Annotated in this window: 11 protein-coding genes; 7 read left to right on the forward strand and 4 right to left on the reverse strand. The window is 57.6% G+C overall.

The genetic code is table 11. From position 1 onward, the window contains the following. The first annotated feature begins 40 nt into the window (after positions 1-40). The gene (locus SJY33_RS04210) at positions 41-706 is read left to right on the forward strand and encodes a lysoplasmalogenase family protein (protein WP_379921324.1); all 666 of its coding nucleotides are present in this window, start codon (positions 41-43) and stop codon (positions 704-706) included. Here the strand turns inward: SJY33_RS04210 and gyrA are convergent. Further along, a complete protein-coding gene (gyrA, locus tag SJY33_RS04215) occupies positions 699-3518 on the reverse strand; it encodes a DNA gyrase subunit A (RefSeq protein ID WP_379921325.1) in 2820 nt (939 codons plus the stop codon). The genes SJY33_RS04210 and gyrA overlap by 8 nt on opposite strands. A 319-nt stretch (positions 3519-3837) precedes the next feature. Between gyrA and SJY33_RS04220 the strand changes: the two genes are divergently transcribed. The 3 genes from SJY33_RS04220 (at position 3838) to SJY33_RS04230 (ending at position 6747) form a co-directional block, all read left to right on the forward strand. Then, positions 3838-5178: a hypothetical protein gene (locus SJY33_RS04220; RefSeq protein ID WP_379921326.1), complete on the forward strand. Its 1341-nt coding sequence runs from the start codon at positions 3838-3840 to the stop codon at positions 5176-5178. 127 nt (positions 5179-5305) lie between these two features. Further along, a complete protein-coding gene (gene lipA / locus SJY33_RS04225; protein ID WP_379921328.1) occupies positions 5306-6286 on the forward strand; it encodes a lipoyl synthase in 981 nt (326 codons plus the stop codon). Then, positions 6286-6747, forward strand: coding sequence for a type II toxin-antitoxin system RatA family toxin (locus SJY33_RS04230; RefSeq protein WP_379921330.1), 462 nt, complete (start codon positions 6286-6288; stop codon positions 6745-6747). The genes lipA and SJY33_RS04230 overlap by 1 nt, the downstream gene beginning before the upstream one ends. Here the strand turns inward: SJY33_RS04230 and SJY33_RS04235 are convergent. The 3 genes from SJY33_RS04235 to SJY33_RS04245 are packed head-to-tail and all read right to left on the reverse strand — an operon-like array spanning position 6708 to position 8974. After that, a complete protein-coding gene (locus tag SJY33_RS04235) occupies positions 6708-7220 on the reverse strand; it encodes a CinA family protein (RefSeq protein ID WP_379921331.1) in 513 nt (170 codons plus the stop codon). The genes SJY33_RS04230 and SJY33_RS04235 overlap by 40 nt on opposite strands. Positions 7221-7225: 5 nt before the next feature. Continuing rightward, entirely contained in the window at positions 7226-7804 is a 579-nt protein-coding gene (locus tag SJY33_RS04240; protein WP_379921332.1) for a hypothetical protein, read from the reverse strand. 12 nt (positions 7805-7816) lie between these two features. After that, complete coding sequence (locus SJY33_RS04245; protein WP_379921333.1) at positions 7817-8974, reverse strand: bifunctional 2-C-methyl-D-erythritol 4-phosphate cytidylyltransferase/2-C-methyl-D-erythritol 2,4-cyclodiphosphate synthase; 1158 nt, start codon at positions 8972-8974, stop codon at positions 7817-7819. A gap of 78 nt (positions 8975-9052) precedes the next feature. On the opposite strand from SJY33_RS04245, the gene dusB reads away from it, so the two are divergent. Genes dusB through SJY33_RS04260 form a run of 3 tightly spaced genes read left to right on the forward strand, consistent with a single transcriptional unit; the run spans position 9053 to position 12634 of the window. Then, entirely contained in the window at positions 9053-10069 is a 1017-nt protein-coding gene (gene dusB / locus SJY33_RS04250) for a tRNA dihydrouridine synthase DusB (protein ID WP_379921334.1), read from the forward strand. Between the two features lie 45 nt (positions 10070-10114). Further along, the gene (locus tag SJY33_RS04255) at positions 10115-11191 is read left to right on the forward strand and encodes a nitrogen regulation protein NR(II) (protein WP_379921335.1); all 1077 of its coding nucleotides are present in this window, start codon (positions 10115-10117) and stop codon (positions 11189-11191) included. Positions 11192-11194: 3 nt separating this feature from the next. Further along, positions 11195-12634, forward strand: coding sequence for a sigma 54-interacting transcriptional regulator (locus SJY33_RS04260; RefSeq protein WP_379921336.1), 1440 nt, complete (start codon positions 11195-11197; stop codon positions 12632-12634). Positions 12635-12675 lie beyond the last annotated feature (41 nt).

The raw sequence follows: 12675 nt of genomic DNA on the forward strand, positions 1-12675 counted from the left end.
CACCTGCAAGTCCCATGCACACACAGGCGTAGACATCACGATGGCAAAACAGGCGCTGATCGAACACAGGCCCTGGTTACTGGCGAGCATTGTCTGCGCTACCGGGTTTTATTTTTTGCGCGACAACCCGATTGGGGAAGGCGTCTGGGGCTACGTTTTAAAAGGCGGTAGCGTGCTGTTGCTGGCGCTTTACGTGGCGTTGCGGACACCCAAAGACGAGAATCGTTACGATGGAATGCTGCTGATGGGGGCTCTTTTGTTTGCCTCCGCTGGCGATGTTGCCATCGAACTCGATCTATTCGTAGGCGCACTGTTCTTTGCGGCAGCCCACTGCGTGGCGATCATTCTTTTCTTGAAAAACCGACATGGGCGCCCTTCGGCTGTGCAAAAGCTGATGAGTATGGCGCTCCTGTTGGGAACTCCGATCACCAGCTATTTATTGAGCGGACGGCTGGAGGTTGGTATCTATGGCTGCTTTCTTGGCGCAATGGCATCAGCTGCATGGATGAGCCATTATCCCCGGTACCGTGTAGGCACCGGAGCTGTGCTGTTTGTAATGAGCGACTGGCTGATCTTTTCGCAAATGGGCGCGCTTGACCTTGCGACTCTGCCCGACATTCTCATCTGGCCACTTTACTATGCGGGGCAGGTCATGATCGCTACCGGCATCGTGCAATGCCTTCGTGGCGAGCAACCCGTCAGGTGACGGGAGGCTCGCCTGCTTCGTTCTTTGCGCTAAGTTCGGACATTTCGGCAGCCACGGCTTCTTCAGCCTGATTTTCCGGTTCCGTGGTCTCGTCGATCAGGGCGGCGCCTACGATATGTTCGTCCTTGGCGACATCGAAGATGCGAACACCCGACGAGCCGCGTCCGGAAATTGAGAATCCCTTGAGATTTTCGAACCCACCCTCAACCAGATGGCGAAGGTCGATACCCAGTCGAATGAGTTTTGCCTGATCGGTTACCAGCATGAGCTGAGAACCGTGTCTGACCGGGAAGCTGGCAACGACCGGTCCATTGCGTTCCGGATTGCTGTCAGGAGTTCCGATATTGGTGATGCCTTGGCCGCCACGCGACGTTGTCCGGTACTCGTAAGCCGATGATATCTTCCCGTACCCATTGGCGGTAAGGGTGAGGATGAATTCTTCGCCTTCTGCCATTTCGGCCACTTGTGAATCGGGCAAGGTGGGCACCGCTTCGTTGTTCTTCCAGGCAGCAGCGCGCAAATAAGCGTCACGCGTTTCCATGTCGGCAGTGAGCGGATCGAGCACCGCCATGCTCACGACTTTGCTGTCCTTCTTGAGACTCATGCCACGCACGCCGATACCGGTCCGACTCTTGGTTTCGCGGGCATCAGTTGCCGCGAACCTGATCGCCTTGCCCGCATCGCTGGCCAGGAAAATCTGCTGATCTTCAGTGAGCAACTGAACACCAATCAGACGATCGCCGGACCCTTCAACAAAACCCATCGCGTATTTGCCCGCGGTAGGAATGTTGGCAAAAGCGTCCATTGAGTTCCGGCGAACCATTCCCTGTTCGGTCGCGAACACGATGTTGAGGTTATCCCATGAAGCTTCATCTTCTGGCAGAGGAAGCACGTTCGTGACACGCTCATCATCACCAAGCGGCAGAAGATTGACCATCGGGCGACCCTTGGTTTGCGGGCCACCTTCGGGCAGCTTCCACACCTTCATGCGGTATACGCGGCCCGTGTTGGTGAAGAACAGCACCGGATTGTGTGTCGAGGTTACGAAGAGTTCGACAACCGCGTCCTCATCCTTCGTCGCCATACCGGACCGACCCTTGCCACCGCGCGCCTGTGCGCGGAACGTCGCAAGCGGGGTACGCTTGATGTAACCGCCATGGGTGACGGTTACGACCATCTCTTCGCGCTCAATGAGATCTTCGTCGTCGAGCCCATCCCACGCAGGTGCAATTTCCGACAGGCGCGGGGTGGCATATGTTGCACGGATTTCGGCGAGTTCTTCGCGCATCAACGCATAGAGTTTTACGCGGTCGGCGAGGATCGACAGGTATTCCTCGATCGAAACCGAAAGACCTTGCAACTCGTCACCAATTTCATCGCGGCCCAAAGCGGTGAGGCGGTGAAGACGCAATTCGAGGATCGCTTTCACCTGCCGTTCCGACAGGCGATATGTACCCCCTTCTTGGTCAGCAGACGGCTCAATGGCTTCCACAAGTCTGATGTATTGCGCGATATCACCAATCGGCCATTCTTTTGCGAGCAGCCGCCGCCGCGCTTCGGCAGGGTTTGGCGCGGAACGGATCATTGCCACAACTTCATCGAGGTTGGACACCGCCACCACCAGGCCCAGCAAGAGGTGTGCACGCTCACGCGCCTTAGCCAGTTCGAACTTGGTGCGCCGGGTAATGACCTCTTCACGGAAGGTGATGAAGGCCGAAATGAAATCGCGCAGACGCAGCGTTTCTGGCCGCCCACCGCGGATTGCCAGCATGTTTGCCGGGAATGACGATTGTGCAGGCGTGTGGCGCCAGATCTGGTTGAGAACAACGTCCGCGGTTGCATCGCGTTTCAGGTCGATAACAACCCGTACGCCTTCTCTAGAGCTTTCGTCCCGGATGTCGGAAATGCCTTCGATGCGCTTTTCCTTGGCCGCATCGGCAATTTTTTCGACCAGCGCGTTCTTGCCCACCTGATAGGGGATCGAGGTGAAGACGATGCTTTCGCGCCCCTCGCTCTTTGCGCCGCGCGTGCTTTCAACTTCGTGCCGACAGCGCATCAGAATGGACCCGCGCCCGGTCGTGTACGCTTGGCGGGCACCATGTGTGCCCAGAATCAGAGGCGCGGTCGGGAAATCAGGGCCGGGGATGTATTCGATCAACTCTTCCGAGGTGATCGCCGGATTATCCATATAAGCAAAACAGGCATCAATCACTTCACCGAGATTATGCGGAGGGACGTTGGTCGCCATACCGACAGCGATCCCGCCCGCGCCATTGACGAGCAGGTTGGGGAAGCGCGCCGGCAGTACCGTTGGCTCCTTGCGGCTACCATCGTAGTTGTCGGTAAAGTCGACAGTATCCTTATCGAGATCGTCGAGCAGGCTGTTAGCGACCCGCGCCAGACGCGCTTCGGTATAGCGCATCGATGCCGGCGGATCAGGATCCATTGAGCCGAAGTTGCCCTGACCATCGATCAGCGGCACACGCATGGACCATGGCTGCGTCATGCGGGCAAGCGCATCATAGATCGCGCTATCGCCGTGCGGGTGGTAATTGCCCATTACGTCGCCGACTATCTTCGCGCTTTTCCGGTATGGCTTACCGGCGACAAACCCGCCTTCCTGACTGGCAAACAGAATGCGCCGGTGCACAGGCTTGAGGCCATCACGCACGTCCGGAAGCGCGCGGCTGACGATCACGCTCATCGCATAATCGAGATAGCTCGACTTCATTTCATCGACGATGTCGATGCGATCAAACCCACCCATCGGGGCGGGCGCAGTGGAATCGATGATGTCGGTTTCGTCGCTCAAGGTTTGGGCCGTTTCTTTTTATGTGAATTTGCCGGATGCGGCGAGCCAGCCCCTGTATGGGCTGTTCAACGCTTCCTATCTAGGCGCTCGCCGGATGTTTCGCCACCTTTGGCGGCGAACACAAAAGGAACGTCTTTGATTTTTTCCACATTTGTAACAGTGGCGACAAGCTGTGCCGGGATGTCATTCAAAGTCCATTCAGCACGGTATGCCTACCAGGAATTGCATAAATCGTATGAGCCGTTCTAAGGCGCAGACGAAATTACCAAGGCAGCAGGGCCGCAATGGTGCGCTGTCTAGATACCATTTGGAGGAAGCTTTGAACAATTTGTCTTCGCCCCGTCGTTCCGCCCTTATCGCGCGTCAATTTGCTTTGGCCATCGCGCTCGCTAGCGGAACAGCCGTGCTCGCCATCCCGGGCTTTACCGATGCGGCTCACGCTCAAAGGAAGAAAAAGGACGAAGCGCCTGAAGCGGCCAAGGCGGTCTATTCCAAGGAATTCGTTGCAGCGTATCAGCCGATCGATACCGCTTTGAAGGCCCCGGACGCCAACTACGCCGCGATCAAGCCGCAACTTGATGCGCTTGCTCCGTTGGCGGTATCGCCCGACGAGAAGCTTGCGCTTGGGGGCCTTCTTTTCAATGCAGGGATCGTCGGCAAGGATTTGTCGGTTCAGCTTCAAGGCGCGGAGACCATTCTCGGCAGCGGAAAGGCCAAGCCTGACGATGTAGGACGTTTCTCGTTCGTGGCCTCGCAAATCGCAACGTCGCTGAATGACTATGACAAGGCTCGCAGCTATCTGCAAAAGGCGATTGACGAAAATTACACCGCTGAAAATCTGACAACTGCCGATGTTCGCATGAATATGGCTGAACTGTATTTCGCGCAGGAACAATACGTCGAAGGTCTTGATTACTTGAGCGACCTGATCGACGCCCAGCGAGCCGAAGGCAAGCCGGTCGACATCCGCTGGCTCCGCCGCGGTGTGCAGGTCGCTTATACCAACGAGATTGTGCCCCAAGTGTATGAATTCGTTCAGGGCTGGGTCAGCGAAAATCCGACTCCCGAAAACTGGCGCGATGCGGTGAACCTGACCCGCAACCTCAACGATTATGATGGCCCGGTTCTTCTGGACCTGCTGCGTTTGGGTAAGAAGGTTGGAACGCTGAAGGATCGTAACGACTACATCTTCTACATTGAAGCTGCAGACACACGCCGCTTGCCGATGGAAGTGAAGTCCGTGATCGAAGACGCCACGGCTACGGGCACGATTGCCCGGGGCAGCGATACATGGGTGGACGAGCAGCTCAAGATTGCCAACGGACTGATCGCAGAAGATCGCGCCGCGTTGCCAGCACTTGAGCGGGATGCGAATGCGCCGGCAGCAAAGCTGCGCACCGTCCTGGCAGCGGGCGACACGTTCCTGAGCTATGGCGAATATGCCAAAGCCGCAAACTTCTATGAACGTGCGTTGACGATGGCCGATGTCGATCGTGGTCTGGCGCTGACGCGTCTTGGCATCGCACAGATTGGCCTAGGTCAGGCTGACGCAGCCCGTGAGACCTTGGCAAAGGTTGACGGTACACGTGCTCCGGTCGCGATGCTTTGGAGCGCCTATGCGACCCAGAGCGCAACAGGTGCGCCTGCTACCGGCGGCTAATGGCCTCGCGATCTTTTCGACCTATAGCGAGCGCTGGGCGGTTATCCGTCCGGCGCTCTTTTTTGCCGTCCATGCGTCATAAATTGCAATTCCCGCTATGCTTGCGGGACAGGCGTTGCGCGCCTAAATGGACCGCATGAATGATCTTGCCAGCACGCCGCAGCCACCGAAGCCAGCCGATCGGCCCGCCCGCCAGCGCAAACCCGATTGGATACGCGTGCGCGCTCCGGTCAGCGAAGGGTACAATGAAACCCGTAAGTTGATGCGTGAGCTTAACTTGCACACCGTGTGCGAAGAAGCCGCATGCCCCAATATCGGCGAATGCTGGACGAAAAAGCACGCAACCGTGATGATCTTGGGCGACGTGTGCACACGGGCATGCGCCTTCTGTAACGTAAAAACCGGCATGCCCAAGGCCGTCGATCCGTTCGAGCCTGAAAATACGGCGATTGCAGCGGCCAAGATGGGCCTCGAACATATCGTTATAACCAGTGTCGACCGGGATGATTTGGCCGATGGTGGGGCGTCCCAATTTGTGAAGGTCATTGAATCTTTACGGCGCAACACACCCAATACCACGATTGAAATCCTGACACCTGATTTTCGCGGCAAGATGCGCCGCGCGGTTGAGATGATCTGCGAAGCAGGGCCGGACGTATATAACCACAACCTCGAAACCGTGCCGCGGCTTTATCCTACCATCCGGCCGGGTGCCCGTTATTATGCGTCGCTGCGGCTGCTGGAAGAAGTCAAAACACACAATCCATTGATCTTCACCAAGTCTGGCATCATGCTGGGACTGGGCGAACAGAGACTTGAAGTGCATCAGGTGATGGATGACATGCGCAGCGCCGATGTCGATTTCATCACGATGGGGCAATACCTCCAACCCACACCGAAGCACGCTGCGGTTGAAGAATTTGTCACGCCCAAAGCTTTCTCAGCTTACGGCGCCATTGCCCGGGCCAAGGGGTTTTTGCAGGTGGCATCCAGCCCGTTGACCCGGTCGAGCTATCATGCGGGCGATGATTTTGCCAAAATGCGCGTGGCCCGAGAAGAAAAACTGATGCGCGCACGGGCGAGGGTGTCCGACAAGGCTGGTGCCTGATGCCGGGAATTCGTGAGACCCGGAGACTGCCTTACAGCGCCGAACAGATGTTCGATCTTGTGGCTGACGTAGGCCGTTACGGCGAGTTTCTTCCGTGGGTCATAGCCACGCGGGTCCGCTCGAATAGTGACACGGAAATGGTTGCGGATATGGTCGTGGGGTTCAAGGCGATACGCGAAAGCTTTACGTCTCGTGTGACCAAGCAACGCGCAAGGGAGATTGCGGTCCATTATGTCGATGGACCGTTGTCCGATCTTGAAAACGTCTGGACGTTTCGTGCCGTGGATGACAGCACGTGCGAAATCGACTTTCTTGTTGAATTTACGTTCAAAAATCGCTTGTTTGAAAAGATAGCCGGTCAATATTTTGACCGCGCTTTTCGCAAAATGGTCGAAGCTTTCGAAGCGCGTGCAGCGCAGCTTTATGGAAGCAGCAACTCCAGCGCGCAGATTGTTGCCTGACGCCGTATTTCGGCACGCCCATGCGGGCCGTCACCGCCCTCAAAGAATTTAAGCTCGCCTTCAGGGGTGCCAGCCTCATTGCGTACGACCCGCGCGAAAACGACGGTGCCTACTGGTTTATGCGGTGTGCCGCCACCAGGCCCTGCGACGCCGCTGATAGCAACGGCAACTTGAGCGTTCGATCTGTCGAGCGCGCCTTTGGCCATGGCCCATGCACAAGCGATCGAGACAGCGCCAAAGGTATCGATAATGTCACGAGCGACCCCAAGCATTTCCATTTTGGCTTCGTTCGAATAGGTTACGAAACCGCGATCGAATACAGCAGACGAGCCGGCAATCTCTGTCAACGCTCCCGCGACCAGGCCTCCCGTACAGCTTTCTGCGAGCGCAACCATTCGACCAGCCGTCTTATTTTGGGCGATTACTTTCGCGGCTAAGTCGGCAATATCATCGGGGAGCAGGGAATATGGCATCGGCCCTATTCCGGTGTCGCGACGGATTTGGCCTCAGTACCGCAGACAGGTGGATTTTTCATGTCGGTCAATTCGACGATGAAGGACACCAGACCGCCAATATTTTGAGCTGGCATCGGACTGATCAGTTCAAGGCCTCTTTCGATCTGGCCACAGGAATCGCTTTTGATTTCAGCCGCTATCATTTGACCGACCAGCGCATCGACGAATGGCCGGAGAGTTTCAGGGGGCATGGCATCTATCAACGCACCCATGTCCATTTGCGTTTCATCGCCTTCAGGCTCGTCGTTTGACATAAATGTCTGGAGCATACGGAACGCTCCCGGCCAGACCTGATCCTGATTTTCTCGGAATTGCGCGATGTAGCTATCGCCCTGGGCTGCGACAAAACCTTCCGGGTCCAACTGTTTGGCGCAGGCGCTGCGGGCCGCATCGAAGGCGATTGGCATAGCGTAAACGACCGCATCCGACAGGTCGGTCGGCGCGACGCATGCCTGATCCTGAGCCAGCGCAGCCTGAGACGTCGCCAACGACCCGAAGGCAAGGGCAGGGGCGAACATACGAATGGGCAGCCGATTGGTCATGATCAGGGTCCTTTACGAGGCAAGCGAGACACATACGATGGCCTGCGCGGCTATGCCTTCGCCGCGGCCGGTGAAACCAAGTTTTTCCGTGGTGGTTGCCTTGATGCTGACAGCATTCTCGGCAAGTCCCATCAGGCGCGCGACCTCGCATCGCATGGCAGGGCGATGAGGGCCAATCTTGGGCGCTTCGCAGATGATGGTGAGATCAACATTGGCCACCGTATAACCGGCCGCGTGGGCAAGTCCGACGGCATGGGCAAGAAACTGACCGGACCGCGCGCCTCGCCACTGCGGATCACCGGGCGGGAAGTGCGTGCCGATATCCCCGTCCCCCACCGCGCCCAGGACTGCATCTGTAATCGCGTGCAGCGCAACATCGGCATCGGAATGACCAGACAATCCCATGTTATGCGGGATCAACACCCCGCCAAGCCACAGTTCTTCCCCGGCTTCGAGGCGGTGCACGTCGAAACCCTGACCGATGCGGAAAGCGGGTTGGTTCATCCCTGTAGCAAGGTCCTCGGCAAAGGTGATCTTCTTCAAACGCTCGTCGCCATCGACCAGCGCGACTGTGCCCTTGTTGGCCATCATCACCTGTGCATCGTCGCCGGCATGGGCTGCACCCCGCCATGCGCGATGCGCAGCGAGGATAGCGTCGAAGAGGAAGGCTTGCGGTGTCTGGACACGGCGCAGCGCCTCGCGCTCCGCCTTGCCAGCCATCACGCCATCGCGGGCCATGGCGAGACTGTCGACCACTGGTAACACCGGGATCGCGCCTTCGTAAGTTTCCAACCTGCCGATCAGGCGTTTAGTGACGTGCTGAGGCAAATCCGGGCGGGCAGCGTCATGGATAAGCACTCGCGTATGCGAACCATCGTCCATCGCCTCAAGCGCTTTTCGCACCGACTCCTGCCGGGTCTCGCCCCCGATCACGAGCCGGAAAGAATTGAGCCCATCGAGCGCTGCCTTCGCCACATCCTCAGCCCCAGATGGAATTGCGACGACGACTTCGATGGCACCATGGCCAAGCAATGCCTCGACCGAATGCCGGATAAGCGGCTTGCCCTTCCAATTGCAGAACTGCTTGGGCGTATCTCCGCCTACGCGCAGCCCCTTGCCGGCGGCGACCACGATCGCAGAAAATGGTGGGAGAGGATCATGGCTTGCCATCAGCTCATTCGCTTAAAGTCTGGACGGGCTTTCGGCAATCCACTAAGCGCTTGCCCAATATTTAGGCAAACTAATGATATGACCATGCTTCCTCCTCCGCCAGTCTTGAAACCGATTGCCATCGGCCCTGTGACTATTACTGAGCCTGTTGTTCTGGCGCCGATGACTGGCGTGACTGACATGCCGTTCAGAACACTTGTGCGGCGCTATGGCTCGGGCCTCAACGTGACCGAAATGGTCGCGACCGAAGCGGCGATACGTGAAACCCGGCAGTCGTTGCAAAAAACTGCCTGGGACCGGATCGAAGAGCCGGTGTCGATGCAGCTTGTTGGGTGCGATCCAGCAAGCATGGCTGAAGCTGCCAAGCTTCAGGAAGGCAATGGCGCGGCTATCATCGACATCAATTTTGGTTGCCCGGTCCGCAAGGTAGTGGGGCAGCTTGCAGGCTCTGCGTTGATGCGCGAAGTGCCGCTTGCCGTTCGCTTGATGGAAGCGACGGTCAAGGCGGTCAAAGTGCCAGTCACCGTCAAGATGCGGATGGGGTGGGATCACGACAGTCTGAACGCACCCGAACTGGCCCGAATGGCTGAAGATATCGGCGTGCAGATGATTACGGTACATGGCCGCACACGCAACCAGATGTACAAGGGCAGCGCCAACTGGGCGTTCGTGCGCAAAGTCAAAGAAGCAGTGAAGGTGCCGGTCATCGTCAATGGCGATATCTGTTCAGTCGAAGATGCGTCAAAAGCGCTCGAACAGTCCGGCGCTGATGGGCTGATGATCGGACGCGGTGCCTATGGAAGGCCGTGGGTTCTTGGTCAGGTCATGCATTGGTGGCGCACTGGTGAAGCGCGTGCTGCCCCTGGGATTGACGAACAATATCGTCTGGTAGTCGAACATTACCGGCGCATGCTGGATCATTACGGCGCCGATACCGGGGTCAAAATGGCACGCAAACATCTGGGTTGGTACACCAAGGGACTTCACGGATCGGCCGAGTTCCGCAACAGGGCCAATTTCATCGACGACGCCAACGAGGTGCTGGGCGAAATCGAACGGTTCTACACTCCCTTTCTGATGCAGCAGGCCGCCTGACCTGTGGTAACTGACAGGGGGGAGGGACCTGTTGCAACAGCGGAGATGGTGAACCATCGTCCTGATGCGCATGCACAAATAGCCGGTCTGATTTTTGCCGTTGTTCTAATCGACAGCCGCGGCGTCATCGCCGAAGTCAATCATGCAGCCGAAGACCTACTGGGGACAAGTGCAAGCCGGCTAATTGGGACCAGGCTTGTCGAACGGATCGGGCCACTTGATCCGCGGGTTGAGGCACGCCTAGTGGCGAGTGATGAAGCGCTGGTGGCACGGGACCTGATCATCGCAATCGGTACGACGCAAGCGCGCGTCAATCTCACCGCCTCTCCGCTCAGCAGTTATTCGGGATGGCGCGTGGTGACATTATCGCAAATTGGCCACGAAGAAGCGTCCCCAGGCGGCGACGCGCTTCTTGGCGCACCGGCAGTTCTTGCGCACGAGATCAAAAATCCTCTCGCCGCGATCCGGGGAGCGGCGCAATTGGCAGCCCGCAAACTGGCCCATGGCGACAAGAAGCTGGCCCGCATGATTACCGATGAAGTGGACCGTATTGCGCGTCTGATAGACCGGATGCAGCAGTTGGGCAGCACTCGCACTGGCCCTGTCGAGGCCTGCAATCCGCATGAGGCAATCCGCGCAGCGATCGCTACGATGCGCGCTGCGGGTTCTGCAGTGGGCGAGATCGAGATCCGGGAGGAATTCGACCCTTCACTCCCGCCTGTCCTCGCCAATCGCGACGCGTTGGAACAGGTGCTGATCAACCTGATTTCGAACGCGCGCGATGCTGCTCTCGGCCACCATGGGGCAGGTGGACAAAGTAGCGTGATCGTCCAGACGCGGTTTGTCAGTGGCCTTGCCTTCAGTCCAATCCGCAGCGGTCGAGCCGTACCGCTGCCTATTGAAATCACAATTTCTGACAACGGCTCTGGCATCGACCCCGCGTTGCAGGGTCATGTGTTTGAACCGTTCGTTTCGTCCAAACCCGCCGGTCAGGGGCTGGGTCTGTCGCTGGTTCGCAAGCTTGTACGGGACATGAACGGTAACGTCAGCCATGATCGGGATGCGCATACCGGACTTACCCATTTCCGGCTGCATCTGCCACAAGCGCAGGACATCGTCTGAGTTATGACTGCTAATAATCCCATCCTGCTCGTTGAAGATGACGCTGCAATCGCGACTGTCATCATCGCCGCATTGGAAGACGAAGGTTTTGCGATCGCACATTGCGCCAGCATTGCCGCGCGCGACAAGCAATTGGCTGCGCGTCAGTTTGCAGTCATGCTGACGGACGTTATCCTCGAAGATGGCGACGGACTTGCAAGCCTATCCGCCGTACGTGACCGTGCCCCGGACATGCCGGTAATCGTTTTGTCCGCGCAGAATACACTCGATACGGCTGTGCGTGCGAGTGAAAGTGACGCGTTCGAATACTTTCCAAAACCGTTCGACCTCGACGAACTGGTGCATGCCGTGCGCCAAGCCGCAGGTACCCGGGGACCGGCATCCGCGGATACGAGCCAGGCGGTCAACGGCGTTGAAGCAGAAAAAATGCCGTTGGTTGGGCGCAGTCCGGCAATGCAGGGCGTGTACCGGATGATTACCCGCGTCTTGCGCAATGATCTGACCGTTCTCGTTACTGGTGAAAGCGGTACGGGCAAGGAACTCGTGGCAGAAGCAATTCACGAACTCGGTAACAGACGCACAGGGCCGTTTGTCGCGGTCAACACCGCTGCAATCCCTGCAGATCTTGTCGAAAGCGAGTTATTCGGGCACGAAAAAGGCGCATTTACGGGCGCCATTTCTCAGGCCATCGGTAAGTTCGAACAGGCCAATGGCGGTACGCTGTTTCTCGATGAAATTGGCGACATGCCTTCCGAGGCGCAAACCCGCCTTTTGCGTGCACTGCAGTCAGGCCGGATCAGGCGTGTGGGCGGGCGTCAGGAAATCGCGGTCAACGTGCGCATCATTGCCGCCACCAATCGTGATTTTGCGCCGATGATTGCCTCCGGCACATTCCGCGAGGACCTGTTTTACCGTTTGAATGTCGTGCCGATTGTCCTGCCCCCCTTGCGGGAGCGGCGCGAAGATATCTCTGCGCTTGTGCAGCACTTTCTTATCGCGGCGGCAGAAGACGGACTTCCCCGTCGCACCCTGACCACCCACGCAATCGAGCAACTGGAACAACGTAACTGGCGCGGGAATGTCCGCGAATTGCGCAACGTCGTCTATCGCCTTGCGCTCATGGCCCGAGAAGAGCGTATCGACACAGATAGCGTGATTGATATTATCGGGTCCGAACTCACCCCAACGATCATGCCGCAGTCAGGCGGGCAGGGCGGTTTTGGTGACGCATTGGCAAGTTGGCTGACCGCAGAAAACCCACCATCGGGTGCTATCTATCATCGTGCGCTAGCCGCCTTTGAAAAGCCGTTGATCGAATATGCCTTGGGGCGCACTGGCGGCAATCAATTGCGTGCCGCCCAATTGCTGGGGATCAATCGCAACACGTTGCGCAAGCGGATTGGCGAGCTTGGCCTTGAGCCTGATCGGTTCAGCGCGCCATAAGGTCACACCATGTGATCCGGCAGAAGTTTGGTCTTGCATTT

It is taken from the genome of Erythrobacter sp. R86502, from assembly GCF_042466465.1.
Lineage (GTDB): Bacteria > Pseudomonadota > Alphaproteobacteria > Sphingomonadales > Sphingomonadaceae > Erythrobacter.